At 62.3% G+C, this 22,958-nt stretch carries 25 protein-coding genes; 12 read left to right on the forward strand and 13 right to left on the reverse strand.

The features are described from left to right. Positions 1 to 12: 12 nt before the first annotated feature. From OPU96_RS15075 to nrdR, 3 genes are read right to left on the reverse strand one after another with little or no spacing between them, the layout of a single operon-like run. Positions 13 to 675 (reverse strand): riboflavin synthase, encoded by a 663-nt coding sequence (locus OPU96_RS15075; RefSeq protein ID WP_017736638.1) that lies wholly within the window; start codon positions 673 to 675, stop codon positions 13 to 15. A 47-nt stretch (positions 676 to 722) separates the two neighbouring features. Beyond that, positions 723 to 1,859, reverse strand: coding sequence for a bifunctional diaminohydroxyphosphoribosylaminopyrimidine deaminase/5-amino-6-(5-phosphoribosylamino)uracil reductase RibD (ribD, locus tag OPU96_RS15080; RefSeq protein WP_192299077.1), 1,137 nt, complete (start codon positions 1,857 to 1,859; stop codon positions 723 to 725). Then, a complete protein-coding gene (gene nrdR, locus OPU96_RS15085) occupies positions 1,856 to 2,320 on the reverse strand; it encodes a transcriptional regulator NrdR (RefSeq protein ID WP_185708644.1) in 465 nt (154 codons plus the stop codon). The genes ribD and nrdR overlap by 4 nt, the downstream gene beginning before the upstream one ends. 139 nt (positions 2,321 to 2,459) lie before the next feature. Here nrdR and OPU96_RS15090 point away from each other — a divergent pair, with 139 nt between their 5' ends. The 3 genes from OPU96_RS15090 to trxA all read left to right on the forward strand — a co-directional run bounded on the left by OPU96_RS15090 (position 2,460) and on the right by trxA (position 4,611). Next, positions 2,460 to 2,915, forward strand: a complete 456-nt coding sequence (locus OPU96_RS15090; RefSeq protein ID WP_192299079.1) for a YbaY family lipoprotein — start codon at positions 2,460 to 2,462, stop codon at positions 2,913 to 2,915. Then, complete coding sequence (locus tag OPU96_RS15095) at positions 2,912 to 3,568, forward strand: class I SAM-dependent methyltransferase (protein ID WP_305391604.1); 657 nt, start codon at positions 2,912 to 2,914, stop codon at positions 3,566 to 3,568. Before OPU96_RS15090 ends, OPU96_RS15095 begins: the two co-directional genes overlap by 4 nt. 170 nt (positions 3,569 to 3,738) lie before the next feature. After that, positions 3,739 to 4,611, forward strand: coding sequence for a thioredoxin (gene trxA / locus OPU96_RS15100; protein WP_192299081.1), 873 nt, complete (start codon positions 3,739 to 3,741; stop codon positions 4,609 to 4,611). On the opposite strand, the gene OPU96_RS15105 is transcribed toward trxA, so the two are convergent. Further along, positions 4,608 to 4,949, reverse strand: coding sequence for a hypothetical protein (locus OPU96_RS15105; RefSeq protein ID WP_192299082.1), 342 nt, complete (start codon positions 4,947 to 4,949; stop codon positions 4,608 to 4,610). The genes trxA and OPU96_RS15105 overlap by 4 nt on opposite strands. Before the next feature lie 131 nt (positions 4,950 to 5,080). Between OPU96_RS15105 and OPU96_RS15110 the strand changes: the two genes are divergently transcribed. The 5 genes from OPU96_RS15110 to OPU96_RS15130 all read left to right on the forward strand — a co-directional run bounded on the left by OPU96_RS15110 (position 5,081) and on the right by OPU96_RS15130 (position 8,984). Then, the gene (locus OPU96_RS15110; protein WP_226455835.1) at positions 5,081 to 5,674 is read left to right on the forward strand and encodes a DUF2796 domain-containing protein; all 594 of its coding nucleotides are present in this window, start codon (positions 5,081 to 5,083) and stop codon (positions 5,672 to 5,674) included. A gap of 6 nt (positions 5,675 to 5,680) precedes the next feature. Further along, positions 5,681 to 6,391 carry an ABC transporter ATP-binding protein gene (locus OPU96_RS15115; RefSeq protein WP_192299084.1) on the forward strand — a complete coding sequence of 237 codons (711 nt, stop codon included), beginning with the start codon at positions 5,681 to 5,683 and terminating at the stop codon, positions 6,389 to 6,391. A 1-nt stretch (position 6,392) separates the two neighbouring features. Continuing rightward, a complete protein-coding gene (locus OPU96_RS15120) occupies positions 6,393 to 7,658 on the forward strand; it encodes an ABC transporter permease (RefSeq protein WP_498559296.1) in 1,266 nt (421 codons plus the stop codon). An 11-nt stretch (positions 7,659 to 7,669) separates the two neighbouring features. Beyond that, positions 7,670 to 8,188, forward strand: coding sequence for a DUF3299 domain-containing protein (locus OPU96_RS15125; RefSeq protein WP_192299086.1), 519 nt, complete (start codon positions 7,670 to 7,672; stop codon positions 8,186 to 8,188). Positions 8,189 to 8,285: 97 nt separating this feature from the next. After that, complete coding sequence (locus OPU96_RS15130; protein ID WP_192299087.1) at positions 8,286 to 8,984, forward strand: OmpW/AlkL family protein; 699 nt, start codon at positions 8,286 to 8,288, stop codon at positions 8,982 to 8,984. A 155-nt stretch (positions 8,985 to 9,139) separates the two neighbouring features. Here the strand turns inward: OPU96_RS15130 and OPU96_RS15135 are convergent, their stop codons facing one another. Continuing rightward, positions 9,140 to 10,024: a sugar nucleotide-binding protein gene (locus tag OPU96_RS15135; RefSeq protein ID WP_226455838.1), complete on the reverse strand. Its 885-nt coding sequence runs from the start codon at positions 10,022 to 10,024 to the stop codon at positions 9,140 to 9,142. An 87-nt stretch (positions 10,025 to 10,111) separates the two neighbouring features. Next, positions 10,112 to 12,196, reverse strand: coding sequence for a mechanosensitive ion channel family protein (locus OPU96_RS15140; RefSeq protein WP_498559297.1), 2,085 nt, complete (start codon positions 12,194 to 12,196; stop codon positions 10,112 to 10,114). Between the two features lie 170 nt (positions 12,197 to 12,366). Between OPU96_RS15140 and OPU96_RS15145 the strand changes: the two genes are divergently transcribed. The 3 genes from OPU96_RS15145 to OPU96_RS15155 are packed head-to-tail and all read left to right on the forward strand — an operon-like array spanning position 12,367 to position 15,351. Beyond that, positions 12,367 to 13,146 carry an endonuclease/exonuclease/phosphatase family protein gene (locus OPU96_RS15145; RefSeq protein ID WP_192299090.1) on the forward strand — a complete coding sequence of 260 codons (780 nt, stop codon included), beginning with the start codon at positions 12,367 to 12,369 and terminating at the stop codon, positions 13,144 to 13,146. After that, complete coding sequence (gene clsB, locus OPU96_RS15150) at positions 13,143 to 14,405, forward strand: cardiolipin synthase ClsB (protein ID WP_226455841.1); 1,263 nt, start codon at positions 13,143 to 13,145, stop codon at positions 14,403 to 14,405. The genes OPU96_RS15145 and clsB overlap by 4 nt, the downstream gene beginning before the upstream one ends. Next, the gene (locus tag OPU96_RS15155) at positions 14,395 to 15,351 is read left to right on the forward strand and encodes a lysylphosphatidylglycerol synthase domain-containing protein (protein ID WP_192299092.1); all 957 of its coding nucleotides are present in this window, start codon (positions 14,395 to 14,397) and stop codon (positions 15,349 to 15,351) included. The genes clsB and OPU96_RS15155 overlap by 11 nt, the downstream gene beginning before the upstream one ends. Before the next feature lie 168 nt (positions 15,352 to 15,519). Here OPU96_RS15155 and OPU96_RS15160 read toward each other — a convergent pair whose 3' ends face one another. From OPU96_RS15160 to OPU96_RS15170, 3 genes are all read right to left on the reverse strand, one after another. Continuing rightward, a complete protein-coding gene (locus OPU96_RS15160; protein ID WP_498559298.1) occupies positions 15,520 to 16,275 on the reverse strand; it encodes an alpha/beta hydrolase family protein in 756 nt (251 codons plus the stop codon). After that, positions 16,265 to 17,374, reverse strand: a complete 1,110-nt coding sequence (locus tag OPU96_RS15165) for a DUF3182 family protein (RefSeq protein ID WP_226455844.1) — start codon at positions 17,372 to 17,374, stop codon at positions 16,265 to 16,267. The genes OPU96_RS15160 and OPU96_RS15165 overlap by 11 nt, the downstream gene beginning before the upstream one ends. A gap of 170 nt (positions 17,375 to 17,544) precedes the next feature. Then, complete coding sequence (locus OPU96_RS15170) at positions 17,545 to 18,504, reverse strand: GlxA family transcriptional regulator (RefSeq protein WP_192299093.1); 960 nt, start codon at positions 18,502 to 18,504, stop codon at positions 17,545 to 17,547. 96 nt (positions 18,505 to 18,600) lie between these two features. On the opposite strand from OPU96_RS15170, the gene OPU96_RS15175 reads away from it, so the two are divergent. Further along, complete coding sequence (locus OPU96_RS15175) at positions 18,601 to 19,164, forward strand: cysteine hydrolase family protein (RefSeq protein ID WP_192299094.1); 564 nt, start codon at positions 18,601 to 18,603, stop codon at positions 19,162 to 19,164. A 21-nt stretch (positions 19,165 to 19,185) separates the two neighbouring features. Here the strand turns inward: OPU96_RS15175 and tam are convergent, their stop codons facing one another. The 4 genes from tam to OPU96_RS15195 form a co-directional block, all read right to left on the reverse strand. Then, a complete protein-coding gene (gene tam / locus OPU96_RS15180; RefSeq protein WP_498559299.1) occupies positions 19,186 to 19,947 on the reverse strand; it encodes a trans-aconitate 2-methyltransferase in 762 nt (253 codons plus the stop codon). 81 nt (positions 19,948 to 20,028) lie between these two features. Next, a complete protein-coding gene (locus OPU96_RS15185; protein ID WP_305391611.1) occupies positions 20,029 to 20,862 on the reverse strand; it encodes a hypothetical protein in 834 nt (277 codons plus the stop codon). A gap of 96 nt (positions 20,863 to 20,958) precedes the next feature. Next, positions 20,959 to 21,474 carry a single-stranded DNA-binding protein gene (locus tag OPU96_RS15190; RefSeq protein WP_003232445.1) on the reverse strand — a complete coding sequence of 172 codons (516 nt, stop codon included), beginning with the start codon at positions 21,472 to 21,474 and terminating at the stop codon, positions 20,959 to 20,961. Positions 21,475 to 21,483: 9 nt separating this feature from the next. Then, positions 21,484 to 22,878, reverse strand: coding sequence for an MFS transporter (locus tag OPU96_RS15195; RefSeq protein WP_192299097.1), 1,395 nt, complete (start codon positions 22,876 to 22,878; stop codon positions 21,484 to 21,486). Between the last annotated feature and the right edge of the window lie 80 nt (positions 22,879 to 22,958).

A 22,958-nucleotide genomic window follows, 5' to 3' on the forward strand; every position in this document is an offset into this window, starting at 1 on the left:
GCACCCCCTTGGTCAGGATTTCAGGTAGCCGTTAGCGGCCAGAAAACTTTCGGTGATGTTACTTCCGGTTGGCTCTGCGGCCTTATCGCCCAGTAGCAGGCGCTCCAGGTAACGGGCAAGCAAGTCGACTTCCAGGTTCACCCGGCGCCCTGGCTGGTAGGACGCCATGATGGTTTCGCTGAGGGTGTGGGGAATGATGGTCAGTTCGAATTCGGCGCCGTTCACGGCGTTCACGGTCAGGCTGGTGCCATCGACGGTGATCGAGCCTTTGTGCGCGATGTACTTGGCCAGCTCTTTGGGCGCACGGATGCGGAATTCCACGGCACGCGCGTTTTCGCTGCGGGCTACCACTTCGCCGACGCCGTCGACGTGGCCGCTGACCAGGTGACCGCCGAGGCGAGTGGTCGGGGTCAGGGCTTTTTCCAGGTTCACCGGGCTGCCAGCCTTGAGGTCGTTCATCGCGGTGCAATCCAGGGTTTCCCGGCTGACGTCGGCGGCAAAGCCGTTGCCCGGCAACTCGATGACGGTCAGGCACACGCCGTTGATCGCGATGCTGTCACCCAGCTTGACGTCGCCGAGGTCGAGCTTGCCGGTTTCAACCGACAGGCGCACATCGCCGCCTTTTGGGGTCATGGCGCGGATGCTGCCGATGGATTCGATGATGCCGGTGAACATGGCCTTCTCCTGGAAAACGGTGCGGGCACTTGAGCGCCCGGTCAGAATTATACGCTCGCGGGTGGAAGCGGGATGGCAGTGACTCGCCAGTCGTCGCCTACAGCGCGCATTTCAGTGATCTTGAGTTGGGGGGCGTCGGCCAGTTTCTCAAGCGGCCAGTCCAGCAACGGCCGTGCAGCGGAACCGAGGAACTTGCCGGCGATGAATATCACGTACTCATCCACCAGGCCTTGCTGGGCAAATGCCCCCGCCAGGCTCGGGCCTGCCTCGACCAACACTTCGTTGACGCCACGGGCGGCCAGCGCCACCAGCGCCGAACGCAGGTCGACCTGGCCATCGACACCCGGCACCACCAGGCATTCGGGGCCACGTGGGAACTGGTTCTCCGGGGTCACGCAGGTGATGACCAGCGCCGGCCCGGCCTTGAAGAACGGTGCGTTGAGCGGCACGCGCAGGCGGCCGTCAATCAGTACACGTAACGGCGGGCGCGACATGGCCAGGGCCGTGGTGGCTTCGTCCAGGCCCAGTTCGGCAGCGCGCACGGTCAGGCGGGCGCCGTCGGCGAGCACCGTGTCGGCGCCGGTCAGCACCACACTGGCCTCGGCACGCAGGCGCTGCACGGCGGCGCGGGCAGCCGGACCGGTGATCCATTGGCTTTCGCCACTGGCCATGGCGGTGCGACCGTCCAGGCTCATTGCCAGCTTGACCCGCACGAAGGGCAGGCCGTGTTCCATGCGTTTGAGGAACCCCGGATTCAATGCGCGGGCCTGGGCTTCCAGCACGCCACTAAAGACCTCGATCCCGGCTTGCGCCAGACGCTGCATGCCGCGCCCGGCCACTTCGGGGTTCGGGTCCTGCATGCCGGCCACGACGCGCGCGACACCGGCCGTGACCAAGGCATCGGCGCACGGCGGTGTACGCCCGTGGTGGCTGCACGGTTCGAGGGTCACGTACACCGTGGCGCCCCGGGCCTTGTCACCGGCGGCGCGCAGGGCGTTGGGCTCGGCGTGGGGCTCGCCGGTGCGCTCATGCCAACCTTCACCGACAATCTGCCCATCGCGCACGATCACGCAGCCGACCCGAGGGTTGGGATGGGTGGTGTACAAGCCTTTGCGCGCCAATTCGAGGGCGCGGGCCATGTAGTGGGCGTCCAGGACAGCTTGTTCGGCAGACGGTGGGTTCATTGTTTGGCAGGCTCCCGGGCCAGGCGGTCGATCTCTTCGCGGAACTCATTGAGGTCCTGGAAGCGTCGATAGACCGAGGCGAAACGGATATAGGCGACTTCGTCGAGCTTTTGCAGCTCGCCCATCACCAATTCTCCAACCACCAGGCTCTTGACCTCGCGCTCGCCGGTCGCACGCAGCTTGTGCTTGATATGCACCAGCGCCGCCTCCAGCCGCTCGACACTCACCGGGCGTTTTTCCAGAGCGCGCTGCATACCGGCGCGCAGTTTTTCTTCGTCGAAAGGCTGGCGGCTGCCGTCGGACTTGATCAGGCGCGGCAATACCAGTTCGGCGGTTTCGAAGGTGGTGAAACGTTCACCACAGGCCAGGCATTCGCGCCGGCGACGCACTTGATCGCCCTCGGCGACCAGACGTGAGTCAATGACCTTGGTGTCGTTGGCACCGCAGAAGGGACAGTGCATGGTGGCAGGCAACAAAAAAAGGGAGGGCCATGGTAGCGCATCCCCGTGGCAAGACAAGCCATAGCCTTTACGGTATATAGGCTGACTATTATGTTTCATATTTTTTAAGCCACGGATTTTGCCCTTTCTGGAGCCGTACATGCAGTTACGACCACTTGTATTACTTACCGTGTTCAGTTTCCTGGTCGCCTGCAGCAGCGAAGCCCCCAAACCTTCCGCGCCCGCCCCTCAGCCTGCGCAAGAGAAAAAAGTCCCTGGCCTTGAAGACCTCGGTCCGCTACCGGCCTATCAGCGTGAAATCAACGGCAGCCTGACCAACGTGCCGGCCGGCGCCGAAGTCGAGATGGCCCTGCTGGTGATCGACGATCGCTCGCGCCCACAACAGTTGCTCGCCAGCAGCGTGCTCACCGGCAATGGCAAGCCCCTGGCCTTCCGCCTGCGTTTCAACCCCCAGGCCTTCCCGGCCGGCGCCCGCGTTGAATTGCGCGGCCGCGCCAGCCAGTCCGGCCAGTTGATCCTGCACCTGCCCGCCGTGCGCATCACCCAGGCGATCACCCAGACCACCGGCCCCCTGCAACTTGTCAAGGCACCATGACGCCACCGCTGGCCCTGCAAGCGGCACTGAGCGAGCTGATCGGCGACGCCCAACTGATGCCCTGCCCGCTGCCGGGCACCGAGTTGTCGTTATGGCTGCTGGATGCAGACAACATGGACCGCGCCTTCAGCCCCGAAGAAACCCGGCGCATCCTGCATGAACCGCCCTACTGGAGCTTCTGCTGGGCCAGCGGCCTGGCGCTGGCGCGGTATCTGGCGGCGCATCCCGAGTGGGTTGCCGGCAAGCGCGTGCTCGATTTTGGCGCCGGCTCCGGTGTAGCCGGGATTGCGGCGGTCAAGGCCGGAGCCCTGGAAGTGGTGGCGTGCGATCTTGATCCGCTGGCGCTGGCGTCTTGCCGGGCGAATGCCGAACTCAACGGTGTGGAACTGGGGTATTCACAGGACTTCTTTGCCGAAACCGACCGCTTCGACCTGATCCTCGTGGCCGACGTGCTTTACGACCGCGCCAACCTGCCGCTGCTCGATCACTTCCTGACCCGCGGCCGTGAGGCACTGGTGGCCGATTCGCGGGTGCGCGACTTTCAACATGCGGATTATCAAAGACTGGAGGTCCTGGACGCGTTGACGCTGCCGGACCTGGCCGAGCCTTGGGAGTTTCGCAAGGTGAGCCTGTACCACTCGCGGCGGCCTTGAGGCCATCGCCGGCAAGCCCGCTCCCAGATTCGCACTGCCGCGTCCTGTTGAAATGCATTCCCCTGTGGGAGCGGGCTTGCCCGCGATAGCGATCTTGAACCCGCCGTGCTTTCAGCCAACTGCGCCAGCCCTTATAGTTCCCCCCATTCCCGCTTTATTCGAGACGCCCCATGAGTGAGCCCACGCCGTATATCTTCGATGTCACCACCGCCACATTCGACCAGGCAGTGATCGAGAACTCCTTCCACAAGCCCGTGCTGGTGGACTTCTGGGCCGAGTGGTGTGCGCCGTGCAAGGCGTTGATGCCGTTGTTGGCGCAGATTGCCGAGAGTTACCAGGGCGAGCTGCTGCTGGCCAAGGTCGATTGCGAGGCCGAACAGGACATCGTTGCGCGCTTTGGCATTCGCAGCCTGCCGACGGTGGTGCTGTTCAAGGATGGCCAGCCGGTCGATGGGTTTGCCGGGGCGCAGCCGGAGTCGGCAGTGCGGGCAATGCTGGAGCCGCATGTGCAGATGCCACCACCGGCGGCAGCCGATCCGTTGGAGCAGGCCCAGGCGTTGTTTGCCGAAGGCCGCATCAACGATGCCGAGGCCGTGCTGGTGACGCTGCTGGGCGAGGACAACACCAACGCCGCCGCGCTGATCCTGTATGCACGCTGCCTGGCCGAGCGCGGTGAGCTGGGCGAAGCCCAAACCGTGCTCGACGCGGTCAAAAGCGACGAGCACAAGGCCGCCCTCGCCGGCGCCAAGGCGCAGATCACCTTCCTGCGCCAGGCCGCCGACCTGCCGGACGCCGCCGACCTGAAAAGCCGCCTGGCGCAAAACCCGCAGGATGACGAAGCGGCCTACCAACTGAGCATCCAGCAACTGGCGCGCCAGCAGTACGACGCGGCGCTGGAAGGTTTACTCAAGTTGTTTATCCGCAACCGCAGCTACAGCGAAGGCTTGCCGCACAAGACCTTGCTGCAGGTGTTCGAACTGCTGGGCAATGATCACCCGCTGGTCACGGTGTACCGCCGCAAGCTGTTCGCTGCGTTGTACTAATCACCGATCCAGCTGTACAGCGGCGTATCCCCGCCGCTGGCGACTTTCACCTTGGCGTTATGGCGCAGGCGCACCAACAGGCGCTTGCCCGCCGAGGCGTCGCCGGCCAGGCCTTCCAATTGATCGAGCAACTCCAGACCGCTGAGTTGCCCGGCGCTGCGCAATACATCCTGGGCCTTCTGCCATAGATCTTCATCCTGCTTGACTGGCACTGCAGCCGGCGCACTTGGCGCGGGGGCAGCCTGCAACTGGGCGCCCAAGCGTGCCCAATCGCCGTCGTCCAGCTCCAGGGTCAAGTCCACCGGCAGGTCGCCGACGGTTCCACGAATTCTCAACATCATCCGTACTCCTGCATTTTTTCTGACGGGCATGCTCCCATGCGGCTTGCGCAACGCCAAGCGGGCGGTCAAACTCTCAGCCCTATTGTTATAAGATCACATAACAAAACTTTCATCTCTGGAGCCGCCCCATGCGCCGTCTGTTGCTTGCTTTGCCGTTTGCCCTGCTGCCACTGGCGGTTGCCCATGCCCATGAAGAGCACGACCACGAGCACGGCAGCCTCGGCGCTCACGAACATGGCGTCGGCCGCCTCAACGCAGTGCTAGACGGCCAGACCCTGGAGTTGGAACTGGACAGCCCGGCAATGAACCTGGTGGGTTTCGAACACCCAGCCACCAGCGCCGCCGACAAAGCCAAGGTCGCGGCCGTGCGCAAACAGTTGGAGAACCCGCTGGCCCTGTTCAACCTGCCCAAGGCCGCCGGTTGCGTGGCCAGCTCCCAGGAACTCAACAGCCCACTGTTCGGCGACAAGCCCGAAGCCGATCACGACGACGATGATGACCACGATCACGACGCCAAAGACGGCGAGCATCATCACGACCACAGCGAAATCCACGCCCACTACCAATTCACCTGCGCCACGCCGACGGCCCTGAGCAACCTCGACCTGACCCAGGTGTTCAAGACCTTCCCCGCCACCCAGAAAATTCAGGTACAACTGATCGGCCCGAGCGGCCAGCAAGGTGTTGACGCGACGGCCACAGCCGCCACTCTGAAGTTCTGAGTTCACATGACCCAAGCACTGATCGAACTGTCCGACCTGGGCTTCAACTGGCCCGGTCACCCGCAGTTGCTCGACATCCCCGCGTTCCGCCTGGACGCGGGTGAAAGCCTGTTCCTCAAGGGCCCTAGCGGCAGCGGCAAAACCACGCTGCTGGGCCTGCTCGGCGGTGTGCAAACGCCCAGCCAGGGCAGCATCCGCCTGCTCGGCCAGGAGCTGACCGAGCTTTCGGCCGGCGCCCGCGACCGCTTCCGCGTCGACCACACCGGCTATATCTTCCAGCAGTTCAACCTGCTGCCGTTCCTGTCGGTGCGCGAGAATGTCGAGTTGCCCTGCCACTTTTCCAAGCTGCGTGCGCAACGGGCCAGGCAGCGCCACGGCAGTGTCGATCAAGCCGCCGCGACCTTGCTCGCGCACCTCGGTTTGAAGGATAAAACCCTGCTGGAACGCCGCGCCGATTCACTGTCCATCGGCCAACAACAACGCGTCGCCGCCGCCCGAGCATTGATCGGCCAACCGGAACTGGTGATCGCCGACGAGCCCACCTCGGCCCTGGACTACGACGCCCGCGAGGCTTTCCTTCAGCTGTTGTTCGCCGAATGCCGCGAAGCCGGCGCCAGCCTGCTATTTGTGAGCCACGATCAAAGCCTGGCTGCGCTGTTCGACCGCCACCTGTCGCTGGCCGAACTCAATCGCGCCGCCACGCCCGCAGAGGTTTGAGATGTATCTGTTCCGTCTAGCCATGGCCAGCCTGGCTAACCGCCGCTTTACCGCGATCCTCACGGCCTTCGCCATCGCCCTCTCGGTGTGCCTGCTGCTGGTGGTAGAGCGTGTGCGCGTCGAGGCGCGCAACAGTTTCGCCAGCACCATCAGCGGCACCGACCTGATCGTCGGCGCCCGCTCCGGCTCGGTGAACCTGCTGCTGTACTCGGTGTTCCGCATCGGCAATGCCACCAACAACATCCGCTGGGACAGCTACGAGCACTTCGCCGCCAACCCCCAGGTGAAATGGGCGATCCCGATTTCCCTCGGCGACTCTCATCGTGGCTACCGAGTGATGGGCACCAACGAATCCTACTTCGAGCACTATCAGTACGGCCGCAAGCAACACCTCGAACTGGCCAGCGGCCGCGCCTTCGCCAGCGACCCGTTCGAAGTGGTGCTCGGCGCCGAAGTCGCCGAGGCGTTGCACTACAAGCTCGGCGACAAGCTGGTGCTGGCCCATGGCGTGGCGGTGGTCAGCCTGGTCAAGCACGACGACAAACCCTTCACCGTGGTCGGCATCCTCAAACGCACCGGCACCCCGGTAGACCGCACGTTGCACATCAGCCTGGGCGGCATGGAGGCGATCCACATCGACTGGCACAACGGCGTGCCGGCCCAGGGCAAAGGCCGTATCAGCGCGGATCAGGCGCGCAACATGGACCTCACCCCCCAGGCCATCACTGCGTTCATGCTGGGCCTGAACAACAAGATTTCCACGTTCGCCCTGCAACGGGAGATCAATGAATTCCGTGGCGAGCCGATGCTGGCGATCTTGCCGGGCGTGGCGCTGCAAGAGTTGTGGAGCATGATGAGCACCGCCGAAAAAGCGCTGTTCGTGATCTCGCTGTTCGTGGTGCTGACCGGTTTGATCGGCATGCTCACGGCGATCCTCACCAGCCTCAACGAGCGCCGCCGCGAAATGGCGATCTTGCGCTCGGTGGGCGCACGTCCGTGGCACATCGCGACACTGCTGATCTTCGAGGCCTTCGCCCTGGCGCTGTCCGGCGTGGTCGCGGGCATTGGCTTGCTGTACGTGTGCATCGCCGCCTCGCGTGGGTATTTGCAGGCCAACTACGGCCTGGACTTGCCGATGGCGTGGCCAAGCGAATATGAATGGACGTTGCTCGCCGGTATCCTGGCCGCCGCGCTGTTGATGGGAGGCGTGCCCGCGTGGCGTGCCTATCGACAATCCCTGGCCGACGGCCTGTCCATTCGTTTATGAGGAAGGCTTCGATGCGTCGTGCCCTGTTTGCGCTGTTGCTGCTGATGAGCGTGCCTGCCTGGGCTGCCGGGCAGCCCAAGGATTTGTCGTGGCAGGAGATGATTCCGCCGGATGCGCCGCCGGAAGTACCGAACATGAAACCGCTGCACGACCTGTCGAACATGGCCGATACCTTATCGGTCGAAGCGGCGCCGGCCGCCAAGCAGGACCTGCCCAACGCCCCCGTGGTACAGGCCCTCGACGGCCAGCACATCCGCCTGCCGGGCTATATCGTGCCGCTGGAAGTCAGCGAAGAAGGCCGCACCACCGAGTTCTTGCTGGTGCCGTATTTCGGCGCATGCATCCATGTGCCACCGCCGCCGTCGAACCAGATCGTGCATGTCAAAAGTGAAGTCGGCGTGAAACTCGATGAGCTATACCAGCCGTATTGGATCGAGGGCGCGATGCAGGTCAAGCCGTCCACCAGCGAGCTGGCCGACGCCGGTTACCAGATGGAGGCCGAGAAGATTTACATGTACGAACTGCAGTAATAACGCTGATCACCCTTTCATTGAGCTGAATCAAAAGACCGCACGGAACGATCTTTACCATTGGACCTACAACTTTTAAACGTCCCTTGGAGCTCCCATGAACAAGTCACTGCTCGGCGCGTCCCTCTTCGCGCTCGCCCTCGTCGCCCCTGTTGCCCACGCTCACGAAGCGGGCGACATCCTGGTTCGCGCCGGTGCCATTACCGTCAACCCGAAGGCCGACAGCGGCACCGTAAAGGTTGACCAGGGCCCACTGGCAGGCGCCAACCTGGGCGGCAAGGCGACCATGAGCAGCGACACCCAACTGGGCCTGAACTTCGCCTACATGCTGACCAACCACGTCGGTATCGAACTGCTGGCCGCCACGCCGTTCGAACATGACGTGAAGATCAAGAACACCGCCCTCGGCGCCGCCAACGGCAAGCTCGGCACCCTGAAACACCTGCCGCCGACCCTGAGCGTCGTGTACTACCCGCTGGACAACAAGTCTGCCTTCCAACCGTACGTGGGCGCCGGTATCAACTACACCTGGATCTACGACGAGCACGTCGGCAGCCGCGCTCAAGGCGCCGGTTTCAGCAACTTCAAGGCTGAAAACTCCTGGGGCTGGGCCGCACAGATCGGTGCGGACTACATGATCAACGACAAGTGGATGATCAACGCCCAGGCGCGCTACATCGACATCAGCACCAAGGCCACCGTGGAAAACAATGCCGTGGCACCTGGCACTCGTGCCAAGGTCAATGTGGACGTGGACCCGATGGTCTACATGGTGGGTATCGGCTACAAGTTCTAAGCGGCACCGCATAACCCATGTGGGAGCTGGCCTCTGTGGGAGCTGGCTTGCCTGCGATAGCAACACCTCGGTATCACTGATACACCGAGGTGTCTGCATCGCGGGCAAGCCCGGCTCCCACAGCGGTCAGCTCCCACATTTGCGTTTGGGCTGTGTCAGCTGTGACGGTAGTAACGATCCAGCAACGCCGGCAACCCCGCCCGCCAGGCCCGTGGCTTGATACCAAAGGTGTGCAGGATTTTCTTGCAGGCCAGCACCGCATGCTGCGGTTCGTCACCCGCATCCGGCCGGGCCGCATGGGCCTGGGCGGTGGGTGACTCGATGGCCAATGGGTGGTAATTGCGCGCTTCGGTGAGGATCGCCTGGCCCAGCGCCAACGGTGTGGTCGCCTCTTGGCCCGCGTAGTGATAAGTGCCCCACAACGGCGCCGCGCAATCGAGCTGCTTGAGCACCGAAATGATCACCCGCGCCGCATCGTCCACGGGCGTCGGATTGCCGCGACGGTCGTCCGCCATCAGCAATTCGTCCGGTTTCTCGGCACGGGCCAGGAAGCGCCCGAGGGAGCCGTCGACACTGTCATCCAGCAGCCAGCCAAACCGTAGCAACACATGTTGCGGGCAGGTGGCGCGCACGCTCTGTTCGATACGCCACAACGCCTGGCCGCGCAGGCCCAGGGGCACCGGCTCGTCTTTTTCGCTGTAGGCGGTGGCGCGGGAGCCATCGAACACCCGGTAGCTGGAGGGTTGCAGCAAGGTGATGGTGTGGTGCTGGCACAGTTCGGCCAGGCGTTCGATGGCGAACTCCTGGGCGGCCAGACGGGTTTCGCTGACGGCTTCGGCCTGGAACCAGTCGAAATAGTAGGCGAGGTTGATCAACGCATCGGGACGGGTGTCGTCGAGCAATTGGGTAAGGCTCGCGGCATCCCAGCCGTCTTGGGGCGGTTTGGGGGCGAGGAAACCGATGTCTTCCTCTGCACCGAGGCGAATCAGCGCCTGCCCGAGGGCATTCCCGCCGCCCAACAACATAAGGCGCATTCGCATAGATTGAGCAGGCCCGGTCAGTTTGGAACGATGGCTATTTAAGTATTGGTCAGAATCGTTGCATTTTGCGGGTTTGTAGCGCAACCGTCACGGATTAACTGTTTTCGTGCCGGCCACGGCCGGGTCATGCTCAAGGGTTGCTCGTGCGGGCACCAGGACCTGCTGTGGATAAGTCTGCGCGAACTGCACCTCGGCACAGTTATCCACAAGCTTTTTCAAGCGCTGGTTGAACGCACGGCTCACCGCGTATTGCCCGCCCGACACCGTGCGGAACTGCGCCGTGAGCACCACGCCATTGAGGTCCATCTTGTCGACGCCAAACACCTCCAGCGGCCCTTGCAGGTTGTACTTGAGGAACACATCGTCGCGAATCGACTGCCCCGCCTCGCGGATCAACTCTACGGCCTTGTCCACATCGGTGTCGTAGGTGAACTGCACCGAGAAGAACGCATAGGCAAATTGCCGCGACTGGTTGGTGACCGCCTTGATCTGCCCGAACGGCACCGAATGCACAAACCCCTTGCCGTCACGCAGGCGCAACGTGCGAATGGTCAAGCCCTCGACCGTACCGGCGTGGCCCGAGTCGAGCACCACCCAGTCGCCGATGGACAGCGTGTCTTCGATGATGATGAACAGCCCGGTGATCACATCCTGCACCAGTTGCTGCGAACCAAAACCAATCGCCAGGCCGACCACTCCGGCACCCGCCAGCAGCGGCGCAACGTTGATCCCCAGATTGGCCATGGTGGTGATCGCGCAGATCACCACCAGGATGATCTTCACCGCATTGCGCACCAGCGGCAGGATGGTTTTCACCCGAGTGCTCGGCTGGCGGCTGGAGCGTTTGTTCACCGGCGGTTTCAAGGCTTCCTGGATCGCGGTGTCGAGCACCACCCAGAACAGCCAGGTCATCAACAGGATCAGGCCGATGCTGCTGAGTGAGTCGCTGATCGCCCGGCCGATGGAATTGCGCTCGGCGAACTCGAACAACGAGACACCCCAGATGCGCCCGAGGATCTCGATAAAGCCGATCGCCATGGCAATGCGCAGGATTGCGTGCAGCAGGCTGAGAAAACGCTCCTTGTAGGCACTGCTGCGCTGGATCGCCACCTGGCTGCGCGACTTGAACAGATGTTGCAGCACGGTACTGAGGAACACGGTGCCGATCAGCAGGATCGTGGTGAACAAGGCGCAGCGCAGGGCTTTTTGATTGTCGTCGCCGGCGCCAATCAGGTTGATCGCCGAGACCAGCACCATCAACAGGATCGGCCAGTACCACAGCCCGGAAAACACCCGCAGGGATTGTTGCAACGCCGGATGTTTCAGGCGCTGGGCCAGCGGCCGATTGCGAATCAGATGGGCCACCGGGCGGCGCAGGCGCACGACCAGTACGCCAAAGATCACGGCGGCAAACAGGCCGGTAAATACCGCGACGCTGCTGGTGATATTGCCACCGAGTTGGCGAGCGATTTGCGGGCTGGTCAGCGCATCACTGAGGGCAGCCAGGAAGCCGATCAGGAACAGCGGCTTGGGACAATAATTGCGAATAATCCGCACCGCCGAACGCTTGTGGCCGAGATTGAACATGACGATCACGCAGAGCAGCATCGATGTGGAAAAGATCCCGCTGCTGGTGGCGTAGGCAAAACACAGCGCCAGCGCACGTCCTACGGAAGTCGGTAAAAAGTGGCTGACATAGAGGGTCAGCGGCAGACAAATCAGTGCGGGAATCGTATAGGGCACCACGTACCCGAGCAGCGCCTGCAGGCGCTCGCGCGGCTCAAACCATGCGCGTCGCCCCAAGCGCTGCACAATCAAACGCCCGAGCAACGTCAGCAAGGCAAACGCACCGACCCACACCCCGGACAACACGACGAAGTCCCCGGCCACGCTCCATGGCGAACGCTCGGACGTCTGATCGACCAACCGCCCTACTTCATCCGCCGCGCGATCGGCGCGCAGGCGCCAGGCGTCGATGAGGCCCTGGTTGAGGTCGAGCTGCTGTTGCACATCGTCGATGCTGGAACTGATGGCCCCCAACAACCCGCCTTCCACCAACAACTCAGGCTTGGCCGGCGCTTGGGCTTCGGGCGCGGAATCCGCGGCGTACAGGGCGCCGCTGGCGCACAACAGCAGCGCGGCGAGCAGGAATGCAGTCTTGAAATTCAGCAAAACACCGGACTCCTTGCAGATGGGTCTGTAAGGAACTGACGGGATTGAGGCTTGATCGTTCCCCCGCGCGGCCATGTTTATGCCATCCGTAGGACGCTGGAAACTTTCCGCGGCCCCTTAGAGTCAGCCTTAAACGAGGGTAAGCCCCCCACTCTTTTTCAGGAGCAACCATGGCTGCGATCCCCGACTGGATGCCCATCACGCCCAACGTCGCCATCACTCGGTTCACGGTGCTGACGGTCAATATCCACAAGGGTTTTACCGCCCTGAACCGGCGATTCATCCTGCCCGAGCTGCGCGAAGCGGTGCGTGCCGTGGGCGCGGACATGGTGTTCCTGCAGGAAATCCATGGCACCCACGAACGCCACCCGCAGCGCTACAGCGACTGGCCCAACATGCCACAGTACGAATTCCTCGCCGACAGCATCTGGCCGCAGTTCGCCTACGGACGCAACGCCGTCTATCCCCACGGCGATCACGGCAATGCGCTGCTGTCGAAATTCCAGATCGTGCGCTATGACAACCTCGACATTTCCCAGAGCGGCCATGAAAACCGCGGCCTCCTGCATTGTGTGCTGCGCCTGCCGGGCAGCGGCCATGAGGTGCACGCGATCTGCATCCACCTGGGCCTGCGCGAGGTCCATCGCCAGCAACAGTTGCGCCTGCTGGAGCAGCGCATTCGCGAGATTCCCGCCGAGGCGCCGCTGGTGGTTGCTGGCGATTTCAACGACTGGCGGCAGAAGGCCGACTTGAGCCAGAGCGGCCTCACCGAAGTATTCGTGCAGGCCCATGGCAAGCCGGCGCGCACGTTCCCGGCGCGGCTGCCGTTGCTGCCTCTGGACCGCATCTACGTGCGCAACCTCAAGGTACACAACCCCCAGGTGTTGACCACGCGGCCCTGGTCGCATTTGTCTGACCATGTGCCGCTGTCGGTGGAGATCGAGCTATGAACATTGCCGTCGAACACATCGCCACCGACCAGCCGCCGGATCAAACCAAGGCCCGTGACCTGGATTACGGCTGGCAGAGCGGTAACCAGGTTGAGTTGCTGGAAAACGGCGAAGCGTACTTCCCCAAGGTGTTCGAGGTATTGCGCCAGGCGCAGCGGGAGATCCTGCTGGAGACCTTTATCCTGTTCGAAGACAAGGTAGGCCTTGAGCTGCAAGGCGTGCTTATTGAGGCGGCCCGACGTGGGGTGAAGGTGGTGGTCAGCCTGGACGGTTTTGGTTGCGGTGAGTTGCGGCCGGCGTTTCTTGGCGAACTGGCCGACGCCGGAGTGACGGTGCAGATGTTCGACCCCGCGTCCAAGACCCTGGGCATTCGCACCAATTGGTTTCGCCGCTTGCACCGCAAGATTGTGGTCGTGGACGCCAACGTGGCGTTTATCGGCGGGATCAATTTTTCGGCGGATCACCTGGGGGATTTCGGCCCTGAGGCCAAGCAGGATTACGCCGTGCAGGTGATGGGCCCGGCGGTGGCGGACTTGCATCACTTCGCCCTGGCGCAGAGCGGTCGCCAGGTGCGTATGCGGCGCGGCTGGCGGCGGCGCCAGCAACCACCGTCAGCGTGGCCCGGTGATCAAGGCGAGGGGCTGGTGCGCCTGATTTACCGTGACAACCTGCAACACCGCGATGACATCGAAGAAGCCTATATCCATGCCCTGGGCAAGGCGCAGACACGTGTGGTGATCGCCAACGCGTACTTCTTCCCCGGCTACCGCCTGCTGCGCGCAATCCGCAATGCGGCGCGCCGGGGCGTACAGGTGCAACTGATCATGCAGGGCCAGCCCGATGTGCTGCTGGCCAAGCTGGCGGCGCGCATGCTCTACGACTACTTGCTCAAGGACGGCGTGGTGATCCACGAATATTGCCAGCGCCCATTGCACGGCAAAGTCGCGCTGGTGGATGAAGAGTGGAGCACCGTGGGCTCAAGCAACCTCGACCCGCTGAGCCTGTCGCTGAACCTGGAGGCCAACGTGTTGATTCATGACCGCCGGTTCAACCAACAGCTGTACGAGCGCCTGCAAACCCTAGCGAAAGACCACTGTCAGACCATGCCGGAAAACCGCAAGCCGCGTTTATGGCTATGGCGGTTGACCGTGGGGTTCCTGGTGTTTCATGTGATGCGTCACTTCCCCGCGCTGACGGGTTGGTTGCCGGCGCACAAGCCGCGGTTGAAACCCATCGAGAGCCAGGCCCATGACCTCTGAAGCCAGTGCTTCGCGCTTTGCCAACTGGAAGAAACCACTGACCGTGTTGTTCTTCCTGGCGCTGATTGTGCTGTTCACCCTCCTCGCCCGACGCATCGATTGGAGTGAAGTGCTGCAGACCCTGGGCGATTTCAAGCTGCGCACCTTGTTGATCGCGGGCGCGCTGACGCTGTGCAGTTTTCTGGTGTACGCCAGCTTCGATCTGATCGGCCGCACTTACATCCGCCAGAACCTGGGCTGGAAACAGATTCTGCCGGTGGGGATCATCAGTTATGCGTTCAACCTCAACCTCAGCGCATGGGTCGGCGGCATTGCCATGCGCTATCGATTGTATTCGCGGCTGGGGGTGAGCAACGGCAATATCGCCAAGATCCTCGGCCTGAGCCTGGCAACCAATTGGTTTGGCTACATGGCGCTGGCCGGGGTGGTGTTCAGCAGCGGCCTGGTGCGCATGCCGCCGGGCTGGAAAGTCAGCACTGGCGCGTTGCAGGGCATTGGCCTGGTGTTGGTGCTGGCGAGCCTGGGGTATCTGGCAGCGTGCCAGTTTTGCAAAAAGCGCGCGTGGGCGATCCGGGGCATGGAGATCAATCTGCCGTCGGTGCGCATGGCATGCCTGCAACTGGCCTTGGGCGCGTTGAACTGGTCGCTGATGGCGGCGGTGATCTTCACCCTGCTGCCGGCCAAGCTCGATTATCCACTGGTGTTGGGGGTATTGCTGATCAGCGCGATTGCCGGTGTGCTCACCCATGTTCCTGCGGGTTTGGGCGTGCTGGAGGCGGTGTTTATCGCGCTGTTGCAGCATGAGGCGTCGCGGGGCAGTTTATTGGCGGGGTTGATTGCCTACCGGGCGATTTATTTTATTGTGCCGCTGTTGATTGCATTGGTGATGTACCTCGCGGTGGAGGCCAAGGCCAAGGCGTTGCGGGTGAAGAAGGCACCGGCTTGAATCACTGTTGATTGATCTATTGCCTTCGCGGGCAAGCCCGCTCCCACAGTTGGAATGCATTCTCCCTGCTGGAATGCACTTTCCCTGCTGGAATGCATTTTCCCTGCTGGAATGCACTCCCCTGTGGGAGCGGGCTTGCCCGCGAAGGCGGTGTCAATGACACCCCGCTTATCGGGACTGGATGATGCTCAAGCGCTCCCCCACCACCATCTCGGTAATCCAGTCCACCAGGATCGAGGTGTAGGCCTGCTGTGACACAGGATCGCTCAACGAATGGTCGGCACCATCGATGATGCGGTGGGTCAACGAGTGAGTCTGCTGGCACGCCGCGAGGTAGCTCATGATGGTGGCATGGGGCACGTGGTCGTCCGTCTCGGATTCGACGATCAGCACATCGCCGGTAAATTGCGCACAGGCATGCAAGGCTCGATTGGTCTCGGCGTGTACCAGGGTGCTGCGGTAGTCCATCAGGTCGACCTTATCCAGGTCACGCTTGGGTTTGAGCCATTGCTGGTCGCGGTACAGTGCTGGCACCCGCAGCGCCAGCCAGCGTACCGGGCGCAAGGAAGTGAGGATGGCGGCCAGGTAACCGCCGTAGCTGGTGCCCACCACCGCCACCGCCGAGGTGTCGATGGCCGGGTGGGCGAGCAACCGGTCGTAAGCCGCCAGTAGATCGCGCAGGTTGTCTTCACGCGTCACGCGTGACAGCGCAATGCCTGTGTCGGCGTGACCGCGCAGGTCGAAGGTGAGACACACGCAGCCCAGCCCGGCGATGCCCTTGGCGCGCTCGAGGTCACGCTCCTGGCTACCGCCCCAGCCGTGCACGAACAGCACCCCTGGCACCTTGGATTTCGGGCTCAGGAAGGTGCCGCTCATTTGCTCGTCGTCAATGTCGATTGCAATGCTTTCGCTTCTAGCCGTCATAGGATTTGACCGTCACATACTTGAGAAGAAAGTCACTGTTTTGCGCCGGGCCCCGATACACCTCGATCGCATCCGCCGGCAGCGCCCGGTCCACGTAGGTCTCCACCGAAGACACACGAATGGCGCGCAGGCCGGGGTGGTTGATAAAGCTTTGCAGCGCCGCCACTTCGGCACTGCTGGCGCCGCCCATGCGCCAGGATTGTTCGAGCACACCACTGCGGCGCTGGCCGTTGCCGTCCAGGCCCTGGGCAATGTCGTAATTGCGCCGGGACGCGTAGAAGCCTGGATAGGCCTCGTCGGCGGCGTTATCGAAAACCCGGGCTTGCTCGATAGCCAGGCGTACATCCCCAGGCAATGGGAGCTTGAGCAAGTCTTCATAGTCGCCCGGCACCACCAGCAGGTCGGAGCCGCCGTAGACATCTTCACCCTGCCCGTCCTGGGTCAGGTATTGCTCGCCGCAGTAGCTGAATACGTGATCGCCGATAAAGCTCTGACCGACACTGTGGGTCATCACGTCCTGCAAATCCTGCTCCAGCACCAGGCCTTCATCAATCAGTGCCGCAGCGCCGGGACGCGCCAGCACTGCCTCGAATTCATCCAGGTTGTGGATAACTTCCTGGCCTCGTCCGGCGCAAGCATGCACGGGCTTCAGGCGGATCGGCCCACACTTGAGCAGGTGCGCGGCGGCGGGCCTGGCGTCCTCCAACGCGAAGACGCTCACGCCATCCAACACGACTTTTCGTACGCGCTCAGCGAACAGGGATGACCAGCCTTCCGGGGCCTTGGCCTGCGGGTTGAACAGGCCGTGGCTGATCGCCTTGGTGCAGATGAAGTCGTGATCGACATAACCGCCCCACAGGTCTTGCGGGCCTCTGACTCGAAGCGCTCGCGCTTGCGCGGCGCCGACCAGGGTCTGGGTGGGCAGCACGTAGAGTTCCCGGCCGGCATGCTGCTGCGCGTCGTAACTGCCGCCGAACTTGAGGCCGAGAATCTGCGCCAGCCAGCGCGCCAGCGCGTGGTTGGTGTCGACCTCATGCTGCGCAGCCCCCTCTCGGGTGGAGTGGGCGACTACGAGTTTCTTGCGTTGTGTCGGGGTCATGCGTTCCCCTCGGCTGTGCAGCCCTGTGTGTAGGGGAAGGAATGCAGGGATCACGCCATGGCCCGCAGAGTACAGAAGGCTGTCAAATCAAGCTGTTAAGCAAAAAGCGATGGCATAACGCCTGTTTTATTCTGCACGAGGCGGCCGTGATTCGGTGGTGTTCTGCACGATCAGACACCAAACCGACTGCGGTAATCACTGGGGGCCAGGCCGGTGATTTTCTTGAAGGTGGCACGAAAGGCGCTGGGGTCTTGGTAACCCACGGTCCAGGCGATGTGGTCGATGGTACCGTTGGTGAATTCAAGCATTTGCCGCGCCTTGCCCACACGCAGGTGCTGACAGTATTCGGTGGGTTTCAACCCCGTGGCACTGCGAAAGCGCCGTAGGAAAGTGCGCTCTTCCAGGCCCGCCTCTTGCGCCATGGCCGCGACGCTGACATCCACTGCGCCGCTGGCTTGCAGCCAATGCTGAACCTTGAGGATCGCGCCGTCGCCATGCCCGAGAATCGGCGCGAAGTTGCTGCCGCATTGGCTGGCGCTGTCACTGTGTTCGATCACCAGAAAACGCGCAGTATCCGCTGCAACACTCGGGCCCATCAGCCGGTCGACCAGGCGCAGGCCCAGTTCGGACCAGGCCATCAGCCCGGCGGTGGTGATCAGGTCGCCGTCATCGACGATGGGTTTGTCCGCTTCCAGGCGCACAGCGGGAAAGCGCCTGGCGAAGGACTGGGCGGAGGACCAGTGGGTGGTGGCGCTACGCCCGTCCAACAGACCGCTGCGCGCCAGCATGATCGAACCGATACACACGCCGCCGAGCACCGTACCCATCGCGTGCTGCTGGCGGATCCATTCCAGCAGCGCCGGCGGCGCTTGTTCTTCGGTAAAGTCGCCAATGGCGGGTGGCACCAAGACGGCCATCATCGGTTGATCAGGGCCAGGATGGCTGTCGAATACCCGCGCAGGTGTGCCGGTGACATCCACCTGCCAATGACTGACCCGCAGCAACGGCAACTGCGCAGATTGATGCTCGGCGGCGATCCGGTTGGCCACGCCAAACAGGTCGGTCAAACCGTGCACGGCGGCCAGTTGCGCGCCTTGGTAGATCAACACACCCAATTCAACAACAGCCATTGTCAGTTTTCCCCCTGTTTTTGTCGGTGCAGCCAATCCCGGGTGCACACGCCAGCTAAGATACTGGGCCTATCAACCCATCACGAGGCAATACACATGGCCAAGAGAGCACTCATCCTAATCGATATACAGAACGACTACTTCCCGCAGGGCAAGTGGCCGCTCGACGGCGTGGACGCCGCTGCGGACAAGGCGGCGCAGGTGCTGCAAGCGTTTCGGCAGGCCGGGGATGCGGTGATTCACGTGCGCCATGAGTTCACCTCCGAGGACGCGCCGTTCTTCACACCGGGCTCCGAAGGCGCGCATTTGCATGCAAAGGTGCTGAACCAAGGCAACGAGCCGGTGGTGCTGAAGCATTTCGTCAACGCGTTTCGCGAAACCAACCTGCGTGCATTGCTGGAGCAACGCAGCATCACCGAACTGGTGGTGGTCGGCAGCATGAGCCATATGTGCATCGATGCCGTGGTGCGGGCGGCGGCGGATCTGGGCTACAAGGTCACGCTGATTCACGATGCCTGTGCGACGCGGGACCTGGAGTTCAATGGCCGAGTGATTCCGGCCGCGCAAGTGCACGATGCGTATATGGCATCGTTGGCGTTCGGTTACGCAGGCGTGGTTTCGGCGGACGAATACCTGAAGGCGCAAGCGACGGCGGCATGACCGTCACTTGCTCGGCCGGTGTCAGCGGGAAGCGATGATAAACAGGCGCGGGAATGGCAGCAGGACAGTACCATCGGCCAGGGCTGGGTAAGCTTGGGTAATCCGTGCCTGGTATTGCTGTAGGAACGCAGCCTTTTCGCTATCGGTAAGCGCTGCAAGGAATGGGCGTAATGCCGAGCCCTTGAACCACTCCACCACGGCCACGTGATTCGCCAACGGGTGCAGGTAGGTGGTGCGCCATATATCGACGGTGCTGCAATGTTGGCTAAGCAGCTCGTAGTAGTAACTCGCGGTGTGGCGTTCGTTGTGTCTGACCGCACCGATCTTGGCGGCCCAGGGTCCATCAGTTGCGACTTCGCGGGCGAGCCGGTGGGCGGGTTCGTCGAGGTTGTCCGGGGTTTGCACGGCCAGGGTGCCGCCGGGTGCCAGTTGACTGACCAGGTGCGGATAGAGTGTGGCGTGGTCCGGCAGCCATTGCAGCGAGGCGTTGGCCAGGATCACGTCGAGTGGTTTCGCCGGGCTCCAGGCGCCAATATCCGCCAGTTCGAAATTCAGCGCCGGCAGGCGTTTACGCGCGTCGGCCAGCATGTCGACGGAGCTGTCCATGCCAGTGACGTGAGCGTCTGGGAAACGCTCGGCCAATACTTCAGTGGAATTGCCGGGGCCGCAGCCCAGGTCGACGGCGCTGTGGACTTCGGTGTTAGGAATGGCCGCGACCAAATCCCGGACTGGGCGGGTACGCTGTTGTTCGAACATCGTGTACTGCTTGGCAGACCAGGTCATGGCGACTCTCCTTCGCTTGGGGTGGGCCACAGCCTAAATCTTGTGAGGCGTGACGACAAACCCGCCGAAACACCACGCCGACTATTTCATGCGCGTCAAAATGCCCAGATAGGGATCGCCAAACAGGGTGAAGTTTTGGCGCAAGATGCCGTCGGACATTGGCGTCAGGCTGGTCGGAATCCGCTGCTTGTGTTTGGGTGAGGGAAACGACGAAGAATTATCCGAGTAGGTGTAACTCTGAAAGTGCAGTTCGTCGCCGACCCAATGCACATCGTTATAGAGGTAATGCCAGGTTCCGTCGCCGGGCATGCTCAGGTAAAAACCGTCGGCGGCGTCTCGCAGGATTTCAACCACAGCGACGTTGTTGGACCCCCATGTCCCAAGGTATCGCTCCATGCCCGGGTGTTCGGGAATGGCCGGCGCGGCGACAAAGTCACTGCTCGCATAGGGGGTATTGCGCGCCTTCTCCGCCTTGAGTTCCGGGTATCGCTCACACACTGAGTCGACGTCGTCGACTTTCTCGAAGTCGTACCTGATTTCCATCCCCCCGGTACGAGAGGTGAGCTGCATGAACTGCGGCGAGAAGGTCAGCACTTTCAGCTCGATGGTTTTGGTCGGCAAGATCATGTTGATCACCTTGCCGTCATCGGCCACGGAATAACGCATCACATCGGTCGGTTCCTGACTGGATGCCACACAGTTGAACGCGTGCAGCAACAGTTGGCCGTCAGGCCTGAATTCGGCCACATTGGTTCTGCCTTCGTTCAACGCCTGCATGGCCCAGATGCCTACGACCAGTTTTTTGTCGCCCGCAAGGGACGCCGAGGCGTTTGGGGCCGCTTGCGGCGTAGTGCAGACGCCAACAAAAATCGCACTGAACAGGAAGACCAGAAGAGTGTTTGGCACGGTGTTCATCCTTGAGGGTGTTTTTCGCAGGCAAACAAAAAGCCCCGAGAGCAGGGCTCAGGGGGCTTTTTGGAAAGACGCTGCACGGCAGGTCCGGGCGGTATCCTAGAACGGGATATCGTCATCAAAGCTGTCGAAATCCGGAGCCGGTTGCGGAGCAGCCTGCTGTGGCGCTGGACGCGACTCACGCTGTGGCTGCTGGCTTGGCTGCGGACGCGACTGCTGTGGGCGCGGTGCCGAGTTGGACATGCCGCCCTGGCCCTGTTGGTCGCCCTGTGGACGGCCGCCCAGCAGTTGCATGGTGCCTTGCATGTCGACCACGATTTCGGTGGTGTAACGCTTGATACCGTCTTTTTCCCACTCGCGGGTTTGCAGCTTGCCTTCGATGTAGACCTGCGAACCTTTGCGCAGGTATTCACCGGCGATCTCTGCCACCTTGCCGAACATCGACACACGGTGCCATTCGGTTTTCTCGACCTTCTGGCCGGTTTGCTTGTCGGTCCACTGTTCGCTGGTCGCCAGACTCAGGTTGGTCACGGCGTTACCGTTAGGCAAGTAGCGAACTTCGGGATCCTGGCCGCATGTACCGACCAATATGACTTTGTTAACCCCACGGGCCATAACGTTCTCCTAGGCTGGGCGCGCTGTCGGCACTGGATTGACCAGTTGCTCGAGCGTCGCGCGATCCAATAATTCGGTGTCCAATTTGATGTAGATGGCGGCTTCTTCGGCGATCACTACCGCATCTGTTACCCCAACAACGGCCTTCAGGCGCTCTACCAGGCCGGCTTCACGAATGGCTTCGGGCGACAACGGCAGGCGCAGGCTTGTGACGTATGGGGGTTCGCGCATGGTAACAGCAAAGGCTAGCCAAAGTGCAGCCAGCCCAGCGCATCCGAGGAACACAACCGACAAACCGCCATGCTGGAACATCCAGCCACCCATGATGCCGCCCAATGCAGAACCAAGGAACTGGCTGGTGGAGTACACCCCCATCGCCGTGCCCTTGCCACCGGCCGGTGAAACTTTACTGATCAGCGAAGGCAACGAAGCCTCCAGCAGGTTGAACGCGGTGAAGAACACCACCGTACCGATGACCAGCGCTCGCAGGCTATCGCCGAACTGCCAGAAGAATAGCTCAGTGAGCATCAGCGTCGCGACGGCGCCGAGCAGCACTTGTTTCATTTTGCGTTTCTTCTCGCCATAGATGATGAACGGGATCATGGCGAAGAACGAAATCAACAGCGCCGTGAGGTAGACCCACCAGTGCTGCTCCTTGGGCAGGCCGGCTTTTTCCACCAGGGCCAGGGGCAAGGCGACGAAGCTGCACATCAGCATCGCGTGTAATACGAAGATACCTAAATCCAGGCGCAGCAGGTCGGGGTGCTTGAGTGTCGGCAACAACGCCTTGCGCGCAACCCCGGACTCACGGTGCTGCAATGTGCCAGTGGAGCGCGGCACCATGAAGGCGACGATCACGATGCCGAACAACGCCATGCCGCCCGTGGCGAGGAACAGCCCGTGCAAGCCGAACGCGCGGGTCAGCAAGGGGCCGACCACCATGGCCACGGCAAACGACAGGCCAATGGTCATGCCGATCATGGCCATGGCCTTGGTGCGATGCTGTTCGCGGGTCAGGTCCGACAGCAGCGCCATGACGGCGGCAGAGATCGCACCGGCGCCCTGTAGGACGCGACCGGCGATCACGCCCCAGATCGAATCGGACTGCGCCGCGAGCACACTGCCGAGGGCGAACACGATCAGCCCCAGGTAAATCACCGGACGACGGCCAACGCGGTCGGAAATGATCCCGAACGGAATCTGGAAAATTGCCTGGGTCAGGCCGTAGGCGCCAATCGCCAGGCCGATGAGGGCGGGGGTCGCGCCTGCGAGATCCATTCCATAGGTCGCGAGTACCGGCAACACCATAAACATGCCAAGCATACGGAAGGCGAACACCAGGGCCAGACCGCTTGCCGCTCGGGTCTCGCCGCTACTCATGCGTTCGCTGTGGGGATCGTGCATGGAAAAACCTCGTGTGAACCGGCGGCGATTCTACCAGTCCCATCGATTGAGAGGGTATATGCGGCGCTTTGCCGCGCAGC

The organism is Pseudomonas sp. RP-B7 (genome assembly GCF_059803535.1).

Coding starts and splice junctions, on each gene's coding strand:
- OPU96_RS15075 (WP_017736638.1), bottom strand. CDS start 675: ATGTTCACCGGCATCATCGAATCCATCGGCAGCATCCGCGCCATGACC.
- ribD (WP_192299077.1), bottom strand. CDS start 1,859: ATGAACCCACCGTCTGCCGAACAAGCTGTCCTGGACGCCCACTACATG.
- nrdR (WP_185708644.1), bottom strand. CDS start 2,320: ATGCACTGTCCCTTCTGCGGTGCCAACGACACCAAGGTCATTGACTCA.
- OPU96_RS15090 (WP_192299079.1), top strand. CDS start 2,460: ATGCAGTTACGACCACTTGTATTACTTACCGTGTTCAGTTTCCTGGTC.
- OPU96_RS15095 (WP_305391604.1), top strand. CDS start 2,912: ATGACGCCACCGCTGGCCCTGCAAGCGGCACTGAGCGAGCTGATCGGC.
- trxA (WP_192299081.1), top strand. CDS start 3,739: ATGAGTGAGCCCACGCCGTATATCTTCGATGTCACCACCGCCACATTC.
- OPU96_RS15105 (WP_192299082.1), bottom strand. CDS start 4,949: ATGTTGAGAATTCGTGGAACCGTCGGCGACCTGCCGGTGGACTTGACC.
- OPU96_RS15110 (WP_226455835.1), top strand. CDS start 5,081: ATGCGCCGTCTGTTGCTTGCTTTGCCGTTTGCCCTGCTGCCACTGGCG.
- OPU96_RS15115 (WP_192299084.1), top strand. CDS start 5,681: ATGACCCAAGCACTGATCGAACTGTCCGACCTGGGCTTCAACTGGCCC.
- OPU96_RS15120 (WP_498559296.1), top strand. CDS start 6,393: ATGTATCTGTTCCGTCTAGCCATGGCCAGCCTGGCTAACCGCCGCTTT.
- OPU96_RS15125 (WP_192299086.1), top strand. CDS start 7,670: ATGCGTCGTGCCCTGTTTGCGCTGTTGCTGCTGATGAGCGTGCCTGCC.
- OPU96_RS15130 (WP_192299087.1), top strand. CDS start 8,286: ATGAACAAGTCACTGCTCGGCGCGTCCCTCTTCGCGCTCGCCCTCGTC.
- OPU96_RS15135 (WP_226455838.1), bottom strand. CDS start 10,024: ATGCGAATGCGCCTTATGTTGTTGGGCGGCGGGAATGCCCTCGGGCAG.
- OPU96_RS15145 (WP_192299090.1), top strand. CDS start 12,367: ATGGCTGCGATCCCCGACTGGATGCCCATCACGCCCAACGTCGCCATC.
- clsB (WP_226455841.1), top strand. CDS start 13,143: ATGAACATTGCCGTCGAACACATCGCCACCGACCAGCCGCCGGATCAA.
- OPU96_RS15155 (WP_192299092.1), top strand. CDS start 14,395: ATGACCTCTGAAGCCAGTGCTTCGCGCTTTGCCAACTGGAAGAAACCA.
- OPU96_RS15160 (WP_498559298.1), bottom strand. CDS start 16,275: ATGACGGCTAGAAGCGAAAGCATTGCAATCGACATTGACGACGAGCAA.
- OPU96_RS15165 (WP_226455844.1), bottom strand. CDS start 17,374: ATGACCCCGACACAACGCAAGAAACTCGTAGTCGCCCACTCCACCCGA.
- OPU96_RS15170 (WP_192299093.1), bottom strand. CDS start 18,504: ATGGCTGTTGTTGAATTGGGTGTGTTGATCTACCAAGGCGCGCAACTG.
- OPU96_RS15175 (WP_192299094.1), top strand. CDS start 18,601: ATGGCCAAGAGAGCACTCATCCTAATCGATATACAGAACGACTACTTC.
- tam (WP_498559299.1), bottom strand. CDS start 19,947: ATGACCTGGTCTGCCAAGCAGTACACGATGTTCGAACAACAGCGTACC.
- OPU96_RS15185 (WP_305391611.1), bottom strand. CDS start 20,862: ATGAACACCGTGCCAAACACTCTTCTGGTCTTCCTGTTCAGTGCGATT.
- OPU96_RS15190 (WP_003232445.1), bottom strand. CDS start 21,474: ATGGCCCGTGGGGTTAACAAAGTCATATTGGTCGGTACATGCGGCCAG.
- OPU96_RS15195 (WP_192299097.1), bottom strand. CDS start 22,878: ATGCACGATCCCCACAGCGAACGCATGAGTAGCGGCGAGACCCGAGCG.